At 71.8% G+C, this 16,114-nt stretch carries 16 protein-coding genes; 11 read left to right on the top strand and 5 right to left on the bottom strand.

The features are described 5' to 3' along the window. Window positions 1-4 precede the first annotated feature (4 nt). Window positions 5-550: a hypothetical protein gene (locus Q9S36_RS09855; RefSeq protein ID WP_311284957.1), complete on the bottom strand. Its 546-nt coding sequence runs from the start codon at window positions 548-550 to the stop codon at window positions 5-7. 127 nt (window positions 551-677) lie between these two features. On the opposite strand from Q9S36_RS09855, the gene Q9S36_RS09850 reads away from it, so the two are divergent. The 3 genes from Q9S36_RS09850 to Q9S36_RS09840 are packed head-to-tail and all read left to right on the top strand — an operon-like array spanning window position 678 to window position 3,738. Next, complete coding sequence (locus Q9S36_RS09850) at window positions 678-1,577, top strand: 1,4-dihydroxy-2-naphthoyl-CoA synthase (RefSeq protein ID WP_311284956.1); 900 nt, start codon at window positions 678-680, stop codon at window positions 1,575-1,577. Window positions 1,578-1,590: 13 nt separating this feature from the next. Continuing rightward, window positions 1,591-2,745 (top strand): AMP-binding protein, encoded by a 1,155-nt coding sequence (locus tag Q9S36_RS09845; RefSeq protein ID WP_311284955.1) that lies wholly within the window; start codon window positions 1,591-1,593, stop codon window positions 2,743-2,745. A gap of 15 nt (window positions 2,746-2,760) precedes the next feature. Next, window positions 2,761-3,738 (top strand): 1,4-dihydroxy-2-naphthoate polyprenyltransferase, encoded by a 978-nt coding sequence (locus Q9S36_RS09840; RefSeq protein ID WP_251451333.1) that lies wholly within the window; start codon window positions 2,761-2,763, stop codon window positions 3,736-3,738. On the opposite strand, the gene Q9S36_RS09835 is transcribed toward Q9S36_RS09840, so the two are convergent. Beyond that, window positions 3,739-4,056 carry a DUF4229 domain-containing protein gene (locus tag Q9S36_RS09835; protein ID WP_311284954.1) on the bottom strand — a complete coding sequence of 106 codons (318 nt, stop codon included), beginning with the start codon at window positions 4,054-4,056 and terminating at the stop codon, window positions 3,739-3,741. Between the two features lie 80 nt (window positions 4,057-4,136). Between Q9S36_RS09835 and Q9S36_RS09830 the strand changes: the two genes are divergently transcribed. The 3 genes from Q9S36_RS09830 to Q9S36_RS09820 are packed head-to-tail and all read left to right on the top strand — an operon-like array spanning window position 4,137 to window position 7,268. Beyond that, window positions 4,137-4,577, top strand: a complete 441-nt coding sequence (locus Q9S36_RS09830; protein WP_251451331.1) for a PLDc N-terminal domain-containing protein — start codon at window positions 4,137-4,139, stop codon at window positions 4,575-4,577. 2 nt (window positions 4,578-4,579) lie between these two features. After that, a complete protein-coding gene (menD, locus tag Q9S36_RS09825; protein ID WP_311284952.1) occupies window positions 4,580-6,379 on the top strand; it encodes a 2-succinyl-5-enolpyruvyl-6-hydroxy-3-cyclohexene-1-carboxylic-acid synthase in 1,800 nt (599 codons plus the stop codon). Window positions 6,380-6,404: 25 nt separating this feature from the next. Further along, on the top strand, window positions 6,405-7,268 hold the full coding sequence (locus Q9S36_RS09820; protein ID WP_311284951.1) for a PPK2 family polyphosphate kinase: 864 nt from the start codon (window positions 6,405-6,407) through the stop codon (window positions 7,266-7,268). A gap of 12 nt (window positions 7,269-7,280) precedes the next feature. Here Q9S36_RS09820 and Q9S36_RS09815 read toward each other — a convergent pair whose 3' ends face one another. Then, window positions 7,281-8,594, bottom strand: coding sequence for an isochorismate synthase (locus Q9S36_RS09815; RefSeq protein ID WP_311284950.1), 1,314 nt, complete (start codon window positions 8,592-8,594; stop codon window positions 7,281-7,283). 53 nt (window positions 8,595-8,647) lie between these two features. Between Q9S36_RS09815 and Q9S36_RS09810 the strand changes: the two genes are divergently transcribed. The 4 genes from Q9S36_RS09810 to Q9S36_RS09795 all read left to right on the top strand — a co-directional run bounded on the left by Q9S36_RS09810 (window position 8,648) and on the right by Q9S36_RS09795 (window position 12,554). Continuing rightward, complete coding sequence (locus Q9S36_RS09810; RefSeq protein ID WP_311284949.1) at window positions 8,648-9,208, top strand: DUF402 domain-containing protein; 561 nt, start codon at window positions 8,648-8,650, stop codon at window positions 9,206-9,208. A 53-nt stretch (window positions 9,209-9,261) separates the two neighbouring features. Further along, on the top strand, window positions 9,262-10,005 hold the full coding sequence (locus Q9S36_RS09805) for a demethylmenaquinone methyltransferase (protein WP_311284947.1): 744 nt from the start codon (window positions 9,262-9,264) through the stop codon (window positions 10,003-10,005). Between the two features lie 43 nt (window positions 10,006-10,048). Next, entirely contained in the window at window positions 10,049-11,104 is a 1,056-nt protein-coding gene (locus Q9S36_RS09800; RefSeq protein ID WP_311284946.1) for a polyprenyl synthetase family protein, read from the top strand. A 76-nt stretch (window positions 11,105-11,180) separates the two neighbouring features. Then, window positions 11,181-12,554: an FAD-dependent oxidoreductase gene (locus Q9S36_RS09795; RefSeq protein WP_311284945.1), complete on the top strand. Its 1,374-nt coding sequence runs from the start codon at window positions 11,181-11,183 to the stop codon at window positions 12,552-12,554. A gap of 14 nt (window positions 12,555-12,568) precedes the next feature. On the opposite strand, the gene Q9S36_RS09790 is transcribed toward Q9S36_RS09795, so the two are convergent. Further along, complete coding sequence (locus tag Q9S36_RS09790) at window positions 12,569-14,251, bottom strand: alkaline phosphatase D family protein (RefSeq protein WP_311284944.1); 1,683 nt, start codon at window positions 14,249-14,251, stop codon at window positions 12,569-12,571. A gap of 87 nt (window positions 14,252-14,338) precedes the next feature. On the opposite strand from Q9S36_RS09790, the gene Q9S36_RS09785 reads away from it, so the two are divergent. Beyond that, window positions 14,339-15,307: an alpha/beta hydrolase gene (locus Q9S36_RS09785; RefSeq protein WP_311284943.1), complete on the top strand. Its 969-nt coding sequence runs from the start codon at window positions 14,339-14,341 to the stop codon at window positions 15,305-15,307. 30 nt (window positions 15,308-15,337) lie between these two features. Here the strand turns inward: Q9S36_RS09785 and Q9S36_RS09780 are convergent, their stop codons facing one another. Then, window positions 15,338-16,048 carry a hypothetical protein gene (locus tag Q9S36_RS09780; RefSeq protein ID WP_311284941.1) on the bottom strand — a complete coding sequence of 237 codons (711 nt, stop codon included), beginning with the start codon at window positions 16,046-16,048 and terminating at the stop codon, window positions 15,338-15,340. Window positions 16,049-16,114 lie beyond the last annotated feature (66 nt).

Below are 16,114 nucleotides of genomic sequence, written 5' to 3'. Positions count from 1 at the left end.
CGGATCACGAGGTGGGCGCGGCGGGTTCGCCGTTCAGGGTGAACAGCAGCTCCACCGCGTCGCCCGGCTCGAGCTGCAGCGTCGACAGGCCCTCCTGCGCGTAGTCCCACTCGCCCTCGGCGGGCTTGACCCACAGCGACCAGTACGCGAACGCCGCGGGCATCGATTCGCACGTCTCGAAGTAGTCCGATCCGTCTTCGGCCTCGATGGCCTCGTCCTCGGCGGGGACGCCGTTCACCCGGCAGACGACCTGGTCGCCGTACTCGTCGGTTCCCTCGGTGGTGATGCCGGCGGCCTCGAACGCGTCGGCGGCGGCGATGGGGGAGGAGGTCTCGATGCAGGACTGACCGGCGGGCGAGTCGTCGACGGCGAGGTCGCCGGTCTCGACGATCACGGTCACACCGGTGCACTCGGCGGGCGCCGTCGCCGAGGCGGAGGGAGTCGGAGACGCGGTCGTGGGCGCCGCGGTGGTCGAGGTCGAACAGGCGGTCAGAGCGAGCAGGGCGGCGGCGGCCGAGGCGGCCGCGAAGATGCGCAGAGTCGAAGTCACCGATCCAGGGTAAGGCGAGCGCCCCTGGGGCCCCGTCCGCATGACGCTCCGCGTCAGTGTCCTCGAACGCTCCGCGTCAGTGTCCTCGAACGCTCCGCGGGCGGGGCACGCGCCGTAGGCTGAGCGGGTGAGCGTCTCCGAGCTGTTCGACCCCGAGATGTGGATGCCGGCGCCCGGCGCCGAGGGCTACACCGACATCACGGCCCACTACTCCCGGGACGGGCGCATCGCCCGCATCGCGTTCGACCGACCCGAGGTGCGCAACGCCTTCCGTCCGCACACCGTGGACGAGCTGTACCGCGCCCTCGACGACGCTCGGCAGAACCCCCGCATCGGCGTCGTGCTGCTCACCGGCAACGGCCCGAGCCCGAAGGACGGCGGCTGGGCGTTCTGCTCCGGCGGCGACCAGCGCATCCGCGGACGGGATGGCTACAAGTACTCCGACAGCGACGTCGTGACGGATCCGGCGCGTGCCGGCCGGCTCCACATCCTCGAGGTGCAGCGGCTCATCCGGTTCATGCCCAAGGTGGTCATCGCCGTCATCCCCGGATGGGCGGCGGGGGGCGGGCACTCGCTGCACGTGGTGTGCGACCTGTCGATCGCGAGCGCCGAGCACGGGCGGTTCAAGCAGACCGACGCCGACGTCGGGTCGTTCGACGCCGGGTACGGCTCCGCCTACATGGCCAGGCAGGTGGGCCAGAAGCTCGCCCGCGAGGTGTTCTTCCTCGCCGAGGAGTACTCCGCCGAGCGCGCCCGCGAGATGGGCGCGGTCAACCGCGTCGTGCCGCACGCCGACCTCGAGCGCGAGGCCGTCGCGATGGCCCGCACCATCCTGACGAAGTCGCCGACCGCGATCCGCATGCTGAAGTTCGCCTTCAACGCCGTCGACGACGGGCTCGTCGGGCAGCAGGTCTTCGCCGGCGAGGCCACGCGCCTGGCCTACGGGACCGACGAGGCCGTCGAGGGTCGCGACGCGTTCCTCGGCAAACGCGACCCGGACTGGTCGCCCTACCCCTGGCACTACTGACCGGGAGGCGCGCATGAGAGTTCGGCCCGTCACCGGCGACGACCCCCGCGAGATCCTGCGCGGCCTGCGCCGGGCGCTGGACGGCGCGGGCCCGTCGCTGGGTCTCGGCGTCGTCCCGGGTGTCGCCGGGGACGTGCCCGAGGGCACCGCGGTCGTCGTCACGACGTCCGGCTCCACCGGCGTGCCCAAGAGCGTCATCCTCGGCGGCGACGCCCTCGCCGCCAGCGCCCGCGCCACGGCCGACCGCATCGGGTCGGGCGCGTGGCTGCTCGCCCTCCCCGCCGCCTACGTCGCGGGACTGCAGGTGCTGGTCCGGTCGGTGGTCGCCGGCCACGAGCCCGGCTTCATCGACGGGTCGTTCACCCCCCGAGGGTTCGCCGAGGCGGCATCCGCCCTGTCGTCCGATGCCGGGGCGGGAACGCCCACGTTCACCTCTCTCGTGCCCGCTCAGCTGACACGGCTGCTGGATGCCGCAGAGCGCGACGAGGCCGTGGCCGACGCGCTCCGCTCGTTCGCCCGCATCCTGGTGGGCGGGCAGGCCCTCGCACCGGCCGTGCTCGAGCGGGCGGAGGCGGCGGGCGCGCGGATCGTCCGCACCTACGGCTCCACCGAGACCAGCGGCGGCTGCGTCTACGACGGCATCCCCCTGGACCCCGTGTCGGTGCGCATCCACCGCGGAGAGGTGCAGGTGGCCGGGCCCACGCTGGCGACGGGGTACCTCGGCGCCCCCGAACTCACCGCCCACGCCTTCGTGCGCGATCGCGACGGGACGCGCTGGTACCGCACCGGCGACGCCGGCATCCTCGACGAGGACGGCGTGCTGCGGGTGCGCGGCCGGCTCGACAACGTCATCGTCTCGGGTGGGGTGAACATCTCGCTCGATCGCGTCGAGCGGATCGTCCGCGATGTGCCCGGTCTGGGTGAGGCGGTCGTGATCGGCGTTCCCGACGACCGCTGGGGCGAGGCCTCGGTCGTCGTCGCGGCGCGCGGCGAGGCGCTGCGGCGCAGTGAAGCGGTGCAGCTCGAGGAGGCCCGGGGGGCGGTCGCGGCCGAGATCGGCCCGCACGCGCGTCCGGCGCGGCTCATCCTCGTCGACCACCTCGACACCCTGCCGTCGGGAAAGCCCGACCGCGAGGCGATCCGCCGGACGGTGCTCGCCCTGCACTGATTAGGATGGCGACTCGTGGCAGGCACCTCCAGCAAGAAGCGCAAACGTCCGGCATCCGGCTCCCGCGGCTCCCGCGGCAACCCGCAGCGCAAGGATCAGCCCGCGCCCCGGCGCGTGGAGCCGGCGACGGCCCGCGACTGGATCGGCGCCGCGCGGCTGCGGACCCTGCCGCTGGCGGTCACCCCGATCCTCATCGGAACGGGCGCCGCCATCCTCGTCTCGGACGTCTTCCACTGGGTGATCGCTCTGGCATGTCTCGTGGTGGCGGTCTCGCTGCAGGTCGGCGTCAACTACGCCAACGACTACAGCGACGGCATCCGGGGCACCGATGACCACCGCGTCGGGCCCGCCCGCCTCACCGGCGCCGGCAAGGCGCGGCCGCGCACGGTCCTCATCGTCGCGCTCGTCTTCTTCGGCATCGCGGCGGTCGCGGGACTGGCGATCACGATCCGGACGCAGCAGTGGTGGCTGATCGCCGTCGGCGCGGTGTGCATCATCGCGGCGTGGTTCTACACCGGGGGCAAGCGGCCCTACGGGTACGCGGGACTCGGCGAGGTCGTCGTCTTCGTCTTCTTCGGTCTCGTGGCCACGCTCGGCACCACGTGGGTGCAGGCCTTCGCACTGCCGCAGGAGGCATGGTTCGGCGGGGTCGGGGCCGGACTGCTGGCCTGCGCGGTGCTGCTGGCCAACAACCTGCGCGACATCGACCAGGACCGCGCCGCGGGCAAGCGCACACTCACGGTCGTCATCGGCAAGACCGCGACCCGATGGCTGTTCACCGCGTTCGTGCTGCTGCCGTTCGCGATCGCGGCCTACCTGGCGCTGTTCTACCCGATCGCCTGGCTGTCGCTGCTGGCCCTGCTGGCGGCGCTGCCCGCCATCCTCATCGTGTGGACGTACCGACTTCCGCGCGAACTCGTGGTCGCCCTGGCGCTCACGTCGCTGACCTCGGTCGCGTACGGCGCGTTCCTGTGCTGGGCGTTCGTGGGCTGATCAGGCCCGACGGTCGTCCTGCGGCGATCCCGTCCCGGCTTCGCCCGGGCCGGGCAGGGCGTCGGCTGCGGCATCCTCGGCGGCTTCGTCGCTCGCGGCGGCCCTCGCCGCCGCCCGGCGCTCGGCGATGCCCATCGACACCTCGTCTAGCGGGCGGCGCAGGAACAGCAGCGACAGGCTGAGGCCGATGAGGGCCGCGAAGATCGCGGACAGCCAGTAGAACTGACGGCCGATCTCGAACAGCATCATGATGCCGAACGGCACGAGGAACGCCAGCAGCCGCAGCGCCGAATAGAGCAGGACGGGGCGGGCTTTCACCCGTCCATCGTAAACGGCGTCCCGGCGACGGTTCGGTCACGACCGGACCGAAGCGGCGCCCACGCGCCTAGGATGGTGCTGTGCCTCGGGTGCTGTTGATACTGGCCTTGGTGGCGACCGCGTTCTGGGTCTTCACCATCGTCGACTGCGCCGTCCAGCCCGCCACCCGTCACCGCGGCGTCAGCAAGCCCATCTGGCTGCTGATCGTCATCCTGCTCCCCGTGCTCGGCGGCATCCTGTGGTTCCTCGTCGGGCGCACCCGCGCGTCGGTGCAGGCGCGACGTCGTGCCCCCGACGACGACCCGGAGTTCCTGGGTCAGATCGGGACGATCAGCGACCAGGACGAGCGCATCCGCCGCCTCGAAGAAGAACTCGCGCAGCTCGACGCCGAGGACGACGACCCGAAGTGGACCACCCCGGGCACGACGGCGTCCGCCTCGGGAACCGGCACGACCGAGCCGCCCACGCGCTCGACCGATCCCGACGACGACACCCGCGGTCAGCGCGGCGCTCTCGGCTGACCGTGCCCGATCGCTCGCCGGCGACCGACGCCGCCGCGGCTCTGCTCTGCCGCCTGGTCGAGCTCGGTGTCGAGCACATCGTGCTCAGCCCCGGATCCCGCTCGCAGGCGCCGGCGCTCGTGGCGGCCGAACTGGAGCAGCGCGGCGTCGTGACGCTTCACGTCCGCATCGACGAGCGGGTCGCCGGGTTCACCGCACTCGGGATCGGCCGTGAGGCCCGCGTTCCCGCCGTGGTGATCTGCACATCGGGCACCGCGGTGGCCAACCTGCTGCCGTCGGCGCTGGAAGCCCACCACGCCGGTGTGCCGCTGATCCTCCTGACAGCGGACCGGCCGCCCGAGCTGCGCGGCGTCGGGGCCAACCAGACCACCCGGCAACCCGGGATGTTCACCGCGGCGACGCGGTGGGAGACCGATCTGCCGGTGCCCGAGCTGACGGACGACACCGGCGACGGCGAGCAGAGCGTGATGCTCCGCGACGTCGCCGACCAGGCTTTCGCCGCCGCGCTCGGGGCGGGCCTTCGCTCGCCCGGACCGGTCCATCTGAACCTGCCGTACCGCGAACCCCTGGCGGGCCCGCTCCCGGACTGGCTGTGCGTGCCCACCGCCGAGCTGTCCGCCGCGCCGGGGCAGGACCCCGACGAACCGCCGGGCGAGGACGGCCCCGCGGAGGACGACGGCTCGGGCGCCCTGTACCAGGGCGGCGGCGGCATCGGCGAGTCGGACGTGCCCCGAGACCCCGAGGACGATCCGTTCGTCATCGAGCGCGGACCCCGCACCGTCGTGATCGCCGGCGCGGACGCCGGTCCGGATGCCGAGGTTCTGGCCCACGCCGGCGGGTGGCCGCTCGTGGCCGAGATCGTCAGCGGCGCCCGCTACGGCCGGCTCCTCGTCCACGGGTACCGGCGCGTCCTCGCCGATCCCGCGCTCGGCGGGCGCGTCGAGCGCGCGCTCGTGCTCGGGCATCCGACCCTCAGTCGCGAGGTCGCCGCGCTCCTGGCCCGGTCCGACGTCGAGGTGGTCGCCGTGCGCGGACCCGGCGAGCCCCTGAACCTCAACGGCTCCACCGTCGCCGTCGACGCCGTGACCGTCGCCACCGGCGAGCCCGATCGCGAGTGGCTGCGAGCCTGGCTCGAGGCGTCGCGCGCGGCATCCGTGGATCTGTCGCCGCCGGCACCCGATGCCGACGCCCTGGCGTCGGCCGTGCCCGGGGAGAGGCTGGGCGCGATCGCCGACGAGCTCGCCGTCATCCGCGCGCCCCTCGATCGCGCCGCACTCGTCGACGCGGTGTGGCGGGCGACGTGGCCGCACGACCGGCTCGTGTTCGGCTCGTCGCGTCTCGTCCGGGTGGCCGATGCGGTGCTCGGCGGCAAGAAGGTGCCGGTGCACGCCAACCGCGGCCTCGCCGGCATCGACGGCACGGTCGCCACCGCCACCGGCATCGCCCTCGCGAGTCAGGGGAATGCCGGGCCGGGCGTGACCCGCGTGCTGCTGGGCGACCTGGCGATGCTGCACGATGTCGGCGCGCTCCTGCTGCCGCCTTCCGAGACCGAGCCGCGCCTGCAGGTCATCGTCGGCAATGACCGCGGCGGCACGATCTTCGACGGCCTCGAGGTCGCCGGGGTCGCGGGTGACGACGCGATGGATCGCGTGCTGTTCACACCCCAGGACGTGCGCTTGGAGCAGCTGGCTCTGGCCTACGGGTGGGAGTACCGGCGGGTGACGACGCGGGCCGCTCTGGATCAGGCCCTTACCGCTCCGGTGGGCGGACGTCAACTGGTCGAGGTACCCCTCGACCGCTGACCCGCGGGGGGGCCATGATGGCCCGATGGGCACCAAAGAGCAGAAGCGCTGGACAGCGGACGTCTCGAGACTCCTCCGGGTGGGTGAGGACTTCATCCTGTCGGGTGTGGATCCGAGCGGCAGTCCCGGGTACGAGGGGGCGAAAGCGGATGCCGTCGCCGACCTCGAGCGCGTCGCGGGCGAGCTGGAGGAGTACCAGGACCGCCTCTACGCCGCGAGTCAGGCCGAGACCACCCACGCCGCGGTGCTCCTCGTGCTCCAGGCGATGGACGGTGCCGGCAAGAGCGGCATCATCCGGCACGTCGTGGGTGCGGTCGACCCGCAGGGCATCCAGATCTCGGCCTTCAAGAAGCCGACGGAGGAGGAGCTCGAGCACGACTTCCTGTGGCGCATCAAGAAGCGCATCCCCGAGCCCGGGGTCATCGGGGTGTTCGACCGCTCCCACTACGAGGACGTGCTCGTGGGCAAGGTGCGCGAGTTCGCCACCCCGAAGGAGATCGAGCGCCGCTACGACGCCATCAACGACTTCGAGAAGAAGCTCGTCGAATCGGGCACCCGCATCGTGAAGGTCATGCTGCACATCTCGTACGAAGAGCAGCGCGAACGCCTCCTGAAGCGGCTGGACCGCCCCGACAAGCACTGGAAGTACAACCCCGGCGACACCGAGGAGCGCAAGCTCTGGCCCCACTACATGTCGGCGTTCCAGACCGTCTTCGACCGCACATCGACCGACGCGGCGCCGTGGTACGTCGTGCCGGCCAATCACAAGTGGTACGCACGGCTGGCGGTGCAGGGGCTGCTTCTCGAGGCGCTGGAGGACATCGATCCGCGCTGGCCGGCCGCCGACTACGACGTCGCCGAGGAGAAGCGCAAGCTCGCGGCCACGTGACGAGGTGACACCTCAGGCGAGGGCGTCGACGATCGGGCGGAACTTCACGCGCGTCTCGACGAGCTCGGACTCGGGGTCGCTTCCCGCGACGATCCCCGCTCCCGCGAACGCGGTCACCCGGATCGTGTCGCGGTGGGCGGCGACGCCGCGCACCGGGTCGAGGTCGACCTGCGCGCACCGCAGCGCGATCGCCCACTCTCCGTCGCCCTTGGCGTTCACCCAGCCGACCGGGCCGGCGAACCGACCGCGGTCGAACGGCTCGAGGCGGCGGATGACGTCCAGGGCGGCGTCGGTCGGCGTGCCCGCAACCGCGGCCGTCGGGTGCAGCACGCGGATGAGGTCGAGGGCCGATGCGGCTCCCGCGATGTCGCCCTCGACGTCGGTGGCCAGGTGCCAGACGTTCGGAAGCTTCAGGGCGAACGGCTGCTCGCTCGCGCACAGCGCCGTGGTGTGCGGGCGCAGGGCGGCAAGGACGCTCTGCACCGCGTACTGATGCTCGTCCAGATCCTTCGCCGATGTCGACAGGGCGAGGGATGCCGCGACGTCGGCGTCGGCATCGGCGCCGCGCGGGGTGGTTCCGGCGAGGACTCGTGCGGTCGCGACGCCGCGCGAGACCGTCACGAGCGTCTCGGGGCTCGCGCCGATCAGCCCGTCGACCGCGTACGCCCACGTGTCGGGGTACCCGGATGCCAGCGCGCGGGCGAGGCGGCGGAGGTCGGAACCGGCGGGAATCGTGCCGGCGAGGTCGCGGGCGAGCACCACCTTGCTGACGGTGCCGTCGTCGATGGCGTCGAGTCCGCCGCGAACCGCCTCCTGATATGCCGCCGGATCGAGGGCGCCCGGACCGAGCGTGGCCGACCAGTACGGTCCGTACGGCACGGCGGTGGGGGGCTCGTCGTCGGAAGACGTGCCGTCATCACCGGCGAGGCTGATGCGGGTCGTCCAGAAGCGCGAGCCGTGACGGCCCACGACGGTGGTCGGGACGATGAGTCGGCTCGACATCGACGAACGCCGGTCGAACGCGAAGGATCCGAACGCGACAAGGCCCGTGCCGGGCAGGTCCAGCGGATCGTCGACGTCGGCGACGGCGGCGAGCGTCCGCCACAGTTCGGCCACCGCAGGCTGACCGGGGGGCGGCGCCGAGTACGCGTCCTCGCCGCCGAAGCCGAGGCGGAGCGTCTCGCCTGATCCGACGATGCCGTCACCGCGCCGCAGCCACACCATCGGCGCGTCGGGGGAGGTGTACTCCAGCAGGTCTTCGACCGGGTCGATCTCGCGAGTCCTGGCGATCAGCCGGGGTGCGGGCGGAAGAGCCGGGTCGGTCACCCTCCCAGCCTAGAGCCGTGCCGAGAGACCCGGCCGGCCCTAGGCTGGCGGGGATGAGCGAGACCGCGACCTCCCCGCGCCCCGAGCCGGGCACCCGACTGCTGTTCCGCTGGCGCAAGTGGGACGGGGGCCCGCACTGGGTCCACGAGTGCGTCTACCTCGGGACCGACCGGTGGGGCGACTGGTTCGGCCAGCTCCCCGGATGGCACAGCTCGCGACCGGGCCGCGAGTTCGTGCCGCAGCATCCCAACGTCACGCTGGTCCCGCCGACCGGCGACTACGCGTACACCCACAACGCGGCCCCGCACCGGACGCGGGTCTACATCGACATCGCGTGGGACGTCACGTGGCGCGACGGAGAGCCCACCGGCATCGACATGGACCTCGACGTCGTGGACCGCGAGGGTCAGGGCGTCTACATCGACGACCGCGACGAGTGGGACGAGCACCGGGTCGCCTACGGCTACCCGGCCGACGTGGTGGCGACCCTCGACGCGCTCGCGACCGATCTGGAGCGACGGGTGACCGCTCAGGAGGCGCCGTTCGATCCGGTGACCGCCGACCTGTGGCTCGACCGCCTCGCAGCGCTGGGCCTCGGGCCGTCCCACCGCTGAGCGCCCGCCGCTCCTCAGATCCAGGCCCGGCCTGCGCGGCCTAGACTCGGGGGGTGGACTCCCCGGACGACAAGCAGCCGCACCGCGCCGACCTGCAGAAGGATCCGGCCCGCGTGAGCGGCATGTTCGATGAGGTCGCCAAGGGCTACGACCGCACCAACACCGTGCTGAGCATGGGCAACGACCGCCTGTGGCGGGTCGCCACGACGCGGGCGGTAGAGCCGCGTCCCGGCCAGCGGATCCTGGACCTCGCCGCCGGCACGGGCGCGTCCGGCGTCGCCCTCGCACGCAGCGGCGCCGAGGTCGTCGCCGCGGACTTCTCGCCCGGGATGATCGCCGAGGGCAGACGCCGGCACAGCGGCATCCCGAATCTGTCCTTCGTCGAAGCCGACGCGACGGCGCTGCCGTTCGACGACGACTCCTTCGACACCGTGACGATGTCGTTCGGCCTGCGCAACGTTAATGAGCCGCGGACCGCGCTGGCAGAGCTGCTGCGCGTCACGCGTCCGGGCGGACGCCTGGTGATCTGCGAGTTCTCGCACCCGCCGTCGGCTTCGTTCAACGGCCTCTACCGCTTCTACAACGACCGCATCCTGCCGGTGGTGGCCAAGGCCGTGAGCTCGAACGCCGCGGCGTACGACTACCTCAACGAGTCGATCAAGGACTGGCCGGATCAGGAGCGTCTGGCGCAGTGGATCCGCGAGGCGGGGTGGGTCGGCGTGGCCCATCGCAACCTGTCCATGGGGATCGTCGCGCTGCACCGTGCGATGAAGCCTCCGGCGTCCCCGCACCCCTGACCGGGCGGGGACCGAGGGTGTCCCGCGCCGGTAGGCTGGTCGCGTGACTCCTCCCGCGTCGGGCCCGCGCATCGCAGGCAAACTCGGACTCGGCGACCGCATCTTCGCCGGTCCGCGTTCTCGACGCCTCCTCTCGACGGTCGAAGCGGGACTCGAGCGGGTGGACCGTCGCATCGAGGCCGAGCTGCGCATGACCGACGCGATCGCGGACTCGGCCAGTCGCTACCTCTTCGACGCGGGTGGCAAGCGCGTGCGCCCCATGCTCGCGCTCCTGACCGCCCAGCTGGGCGACGGCACCACCGACGAGGTCATCGAGGCCGCCGCCGCTCTCGAGCTCACCCACCTCGGCTCGCTGTACCACGACGACGTGATGGACGACGCCGACAAGCGCCGCGGGGTCCCGAGCGCCCACGAGGTGTGGGGCAACAGCGTCGCGATCCTCACCGGCGACCTGCTGTTCTCGCGCGCCAGCCAGATCATGGCGCGCCACGGCGATCGCGCCATCCGGCTGCAGGCGGACACCTTCGAACGTCTCGTGCTCGGGCAGTTCCACGAGACCGTCGGCCCGCAGGAGGGCCAGGACCGCGTCGCGTTCTCGCTCGACGTCCTGTCGGACAAGACCGGATCGCTCATCGCCGCGGCCGCTCAGGCCGGAATCATCTTCTCGAACGGCCCCGCCGAGTACGAAGAGGCCATGGTCGTCTTCGGCGAGAAGGCGGGCGTCGCCTTCCAGCTGCTCGACGACGTCATCGACCTGTCCGCCGATCCGGGAGAGACCGGCAAGGTGCCCGGCACCGACCTGCGCGCCGGCGTGCCCACCATGCCCTACCTCGTCTTGAGCGAGCGAGCGGATGCCGCATCCCGCGCGCTGCGGGACCGCATCGACGAGGGGGTCGCCCTCATCGCCGACGGCGCCGATCCCGCGGTCCTCGACGACGCCCTGAACGAGCTGCGCACCCACGAGGCCACGGACGCCACGCTCGCCCTCGCCCACTCGTGGTCGCGCGAAGCGGTCGACGCCCTCGCGCCGCTGCCCGACGGACCGGTCCGCGAGGCGCTGACCCGCTTCGCCGAAGCCGTCGCGGACCGCTCGAGCTGAGGACACGGCGAGCCGGGTGCACCCCGTGGTGCACCATAGAGCGGTAGAGACCCCGGCATCCCTCGAAAGGACCCCCATGACCAAGCTGCGCCTGGCGATCGTCGGAGCGGGACCCGCGGGCATCTACGCCGCCGACATCCTGCTGAAGGCGGAGCGCAAGTTCGACGTGTCGATCGACCTGTTCGAGCAGCTCCCCGCACCGTACGGCCTCGTCCGCTACGGCGTCGCGCCCGACCATCCGCGCATCAAGGGCATCATCACGGCCCTGCGGGAAGTCCTCGACCGCGGCGACATCCGCATCTTCGGAAACGTCCGCTTCGGTGAGGACGTCACCCTCGAGGACCTCAAGCGCCACTACCACGCCGTCATCTTCGCCACCGGCGCGATCCGCGACACGAACCTGGCGATCCCCGGCATCGAGGCCGAGGGATCGTACGGCGCCGCCGACTTCGTCAGCTGGTTCGACGGTCACCCCGACGTGCCGCGGGAGTGGCCGCTCGAGGCGGAGTCGGTCGCGGTCATCGGCAACGGCAACGTCGCGCTCGACGTCTCGCGCATGCTCGCCAAGCACGCCGACGACCTGCTGCCCACCGAGGTGCCCGACAACGTCTACCGGGGGCTCAAGGCTTCCCCCGTCACCGACGTCCACGTGTTCGGGCGCCGCGGTCCCGCGCAGGTGAAGTTCACGCCGCTCGAGCTGCGGGAGCTCGGCGAGCTCCACGACGTCGACATGGTGGTCTACGACGAGGACTTCGACTACGACGACGCCTCCAAGGCGGCGATCGCGTCCAACAAGCAGGTCATGGTCATCGACCGCGTGCTGCAGTCGTGGCGCAAGCGGGACTCGGTGAACAACGCCGGCGGCACGGCGTCGCGCCGGCTGCACCTGCACTTCTATGCCAAGCCGCTCGAGGTCCTCACCGACGACGCCGGGCGGGTCTCGGGCTTCCGGTGGGAGCGCACGCGTCCCGACGGCGAGGGCGGCGTGGTCGGCACCGGTGAGATCCGCGAGGTCGCCGTTCAGGCGATCTACCGGGCTGTCGGCTACTTCGGCTCGCCCCTCCCCGGCGTCCCCTTCGACAAGCGGCACGGCGTGATCCCCAACCACGAGGGCCAGGTGCTGCGCAAGGACTCCAACGAGCGCGTCCCCGGCGTCTACGCGACGGGATGGATCAAGCGCGGACCCGTCGGGCTCATCGGTCACACCAAGTCCGACGCCATGGAGACGGTGCGTCACATCATCAACGACCAGGGCTCGTGGTGGCAGCCTGTCGACCCGTCCGAAGAGGCGATCCCCGAGCTGCTGGCTTCGCGCGGCGTGCGCTGGACCGACCTCGAGGGCTGGCACCGGTTGGACCAGCACGAAGTCGCTCTCGGCGCACCGCACGAGCGTGCGCGCGTCAAGGTCGTCCCCCGCGACGAGATGGTCGCGATCTCACGCGGCGAGTGAGGTCGCGCGCGGGCTCAGCGCGCTGACGTCCGCGACCCGACCGCGGTGCGCGGCCCCACGACGATCCGCGACACCTCGTCGATGCGCGGATGCCGCTCCTCGCCGTCCTCGACGACGCCCGTGTGCCATGTCAGCTGCAGGCCGCCCGGGGTGTCCTGCAGCACCGAGAGGTTGTTGTCGAACCACGGGCCCTTCACCGTCGACCACTCGAAGGGAGGGTCGGGCACTTTCGCCGACCGTGCGACCAGGGCGCCGATCGGGCGCGCGACGCCGTACGACATCACCACCGAGAACCACCGCATCACGCGGGGGAGCGGGTTGCGAACCGGCGAGCACACCGCCTGCACGATGCGCGAGCCCCGGGACCTGTCGACCTCGGCGATGTACGAGAAGTGCACGTCGCCGGACAGGAACAGGAGCGTATCGGGCGCGGTGCCCCGCCCCCCGTCGGCGATCTCGGTGATGACCCGCGCGAGAGCTTGGAAGCTGTTCTGCCACGCCGCCCAATGCTCGAGGTCGACCATCTGACGCAGGCGCTCGCCGACCCGCGCGGCGCGGCGACCCCACGCGCCCTGCGAGATCGCTTCGTCCCACGACTCGACGTGGTGGAGTCCGATCGGGAGGAGGTACGGCAGCGAGGTGGCAACCAGCAGGTGTCGCACGCCGCCCTGCAGCTGCGCGTCGAGCCAGGCCCACTCGGTCGCGTCGACCAGGGCGCGCGCGGTGGGGGTGAGATCGCGGGCGGCGCGGGAGTCGACGACGACCAGGCGGATGTCGCCGAAGTCACGACGGTAGCTGAAACGGTAGGTGGTGGGCTCTCGATCGACACGATCGGCGAAGTCGTCGAGGACCGTGCTCAGGTCCAGCTCGTCCGGGCCGGTGTGGGCCAGCACCCGCTGCCAGATCTCGTCTTCTGCGCGTTCCGCGGGTGAGAGGTTCCCCAGGTGCTGGTACACCCAGTAGGACGCCAGGCCCGCGACGATGCGGCCGTGCCACCACGAGGTGGCCTCCATCTGCTTCTTCCAGTCCAGCGACGCGTTCCAGTCGTCGCGCACGTCGTGATCGTCGAAGATCATGGCGCTCGGGACGGTCGAGAGCAGCCAGCGGTTGGCGTCGTCCGACCAGGCCAGACGGTAGAGGTGGGCGTATTCCTCGTAGTCCTTGAGCTCCTCGCCCGGCGGCTGCTCGATGTCGCGGCGCTGCGCGATGAAGTCCTGCATGGGCTGCGTCGTGACGTCGGCGTACACCTGGTCGCCGAGGAGCAGGATGAGGTCGGGGCGCAGTGAGGAGTCCTCACCGAGGGCGAGGGCGAAGGTGCGCATCGCATCCACGCCGTGCCTGCGGTTGCCCGCCGCGTCGTGGTCGACGCTGGTGCGACACGATCCCCAGGCCATCCGCAGCCGTCGCTCCGGCGCGGGTGTGGCGATGACCGGTGCGGGGAGGGGGGCGTCGGCCTCGGGCCAGACGAGGGTTCCGCCCACGCGGACCTCGTAGGGCAGGACCGCGCCGGGGGTGAGCTCGTCGAGTTCGACCAGGGCGTAGTGGTGGCCGTGCACCGCGAAGGTCCGCGTCCGCCAGACGCGTCCGTCGGCGTGCACGCTCACCTGGGCATCCGTCGCGGTCTCGACCCACACCGCCGCGCTCGTCTCATCGGTGTAGCGCAGCATCGGTCCGAGGACGAGGGGAGAGGATGCCATGGGCCCATTGTCCCCCTCGGGCGGTGGTGCGCGCACGGCTTGCGCCGGCCGCCGGAATCGGCTCGCCACCTGGATAGGCTGGGCGCCATGTCCGACGAATGGACACCCGATCTGCTCGGCGAGCCGTTCGAGCAGCTCGAGCTCGCCCTTGGCGAAGACGAGCGCGGCCCGCTCACCGCGACGCTCGTGCGCAGCATCCCGTCGTGGATCGCCGCCCTCGGGCGACCGCTCTCGGACGTCGACGTCTTGTACGTGCACGGCTGGAGCGACTACTTCTTCCAGGTCGAGCTGGCCCGCTTCTGGAATCGGCTGGGCGCGCGGTTCTATGCGCTGGACCTGCGTCGCTACGGGCGGAGCCTGCGCGACGGTCAGGAACCGGGCTACGTGTCGTCGCTCGATGAGTACGACGACGACATCGGGGCGGCGATCGAAGCGATGGGGCCGGGGTCGCGCCGGCTCGTGCTGCTGGGCCACTCGACGGGTGGGCTCACCCTGACGCTGTGGGCGGCGAGGCATCCGGGGCGGGCGGATGCCGTGGTGCTGAACAGTCCCTGGCTGGAGCTGCAGCTCGGCGCGGTCGCGCGTCAGGCCATCGCTCCGCTCGTCGGCGTGCGTGCGCGCTTCGACCCGCTCGGTCCGCATCCCGCGGTCGACCTCGGCTTCTACTCACGCGCGCAGCGCGAACTCGAGGTGCTGCCGGTGGGGGAGGAGCGAGTGCGCTGGCGCCCCGACATGGGGTTCCCGACCCACCCCGGCTGGCTCGCGGCGATCTTCGAGGGACACCGTCGCGTCGCCGGCGGCGTCGAGGTCGGCTGCCCCGCGCTCGTGCTCCTGTCGGCGCGTTCGACACCGCCGCTGAACTGGTCCGAGTCGATGACGGCGAGCGATTCGGTGCTCGCCGTCGACGAGATCGCCCGCAGCGCCGTGCGCATCGGAGCGATGGTCACCGTCGCCCGCATCGACGGGGCGATCCACGATGTGTTCCTGTCGCGCACGGTGCCGCGCGCGAACGCCTATGCGGTGACCGAGCGCTGGGTGCGGTACGCACTGGCGTGATCCGCCCGACGCGTCGGTCGCGGCATCCGCTCAGCGTCGCGCGCGCCAGAACACGGGCCGTTCGGTGCTGCGGCGCCGGGGGCGGTAGTTGCGCCAGGCGGTGCGGAAGGTCCAGTACCCGTAGGTGATGCTCGCGGCGAAGACGAGGAGGGCGACGAGCACGCCGACGGCGATGGCCAGCGGCATGACGCCCGAGGGGGCGTAGACCAGCGACCCGCAGAAGAGGCCGGTCACGGTGGCGTTGACGAAGACGATCAGCATCGCCGAGCTGCCGAACAGGTGGCTGAAGGAGCGTGTGCGCAGGAACGAATAGGTGCGCTCGAGCCCCGTCTGGTCGTCCGTGATCGACGACAGGAAGACATCCTGCACGGCCGGGTCGAGGTCGACGTACGCTCCCCGCAGGCGATTCATCGCGACGACGTACATCATGTCCTCTTCGGCGACGTTGGCGACGCGGGTCTGCGTCATGAAGCCCACGATCACGAGGAACGCCAGGATGCCGAGGGCGGACGGCGCGAACCATTCGCCGAACCGCGAGGCCTGGCCCAGGATGCTGATCGTCACGAGGCCGGCCGAGACGAGCGTCAGGTAGATCGTGATGCGGGTGAGCACCTCGCTCTGCGCGGTGCCGCGGGCGGCCAGGAGCCCCCAGTGCTCCGTGGCGAGGATCTGCGCGCGGCGGCCGAGGGCGGCGTCGCTCGGGCGGCGGTCTTCGTCACCGCTGGTCGGGTCCAGGGTCATGGGGCACATTCTGGCCCGGAGTCCGCCGCGCCACCAGGCCCGGCCTCTACCAGTACCTGGTGTTCG

Source organism: Microbacterium sp. ARD31 (assembly GCF_031844425.1).
This window is presented reverse-complemented; position numbering and strand designations above follow the sequence as displayed.

Bases quoted from the DNA above. Each gene is read 5' to 3' on its own strand.
- Q9S36_RS09845 (WP_311284955.1), top strand. From the start codon at position 1,591: ATGAGAGTTCGGCCCGTCACCGGCGACGACCCCCGCGAGATCCTGCGC.
- Q9S36_RS09820 (WP_311284951.1), top strand. From the start codon at position 6,405: ATGGGCACCAAAGAGCAGAAGCGCTGGACAGCGGACGTCTCGAGACTC.
- Q9S36_RS09810 (WP_311284949.1), top strand. From the start codon at position 8,648: ATGAGCGAGACCGCGACCTCCCCGCGCCCCGAGCCGGGCACCCGACTG.
- Q9S36_RS09795 (WP_311284945.1), top strand. From the start codon at position 11,181: ATGACCAAGCTGCGCCTGGCGATCGTCGGAGCGGGACCCGCGGGCATC.
- Q9S36_RS09790 (WP_311284944.1), bottom strand. From the start codon at position 14,251: ATGGCATCCTCTCCCCTCGTCCTCGGACCGATGCTGCGCTACACCGAT.
- Q9S36_RS09785 (WP_311284943.1), top strand. From the start codon at position 14,339: ATGTCCGACGAATGGACACCCGATCTGCTCGGCGAGCCGTTCGAGCAG.
- Q9S36_RS09780 (WP_311284941.1), bottom strand. From the start codon at position 16,048: ATGACCCTGGACCCGACCAGCGGTGACGAAGACCGCCGCCCGAGCGAC.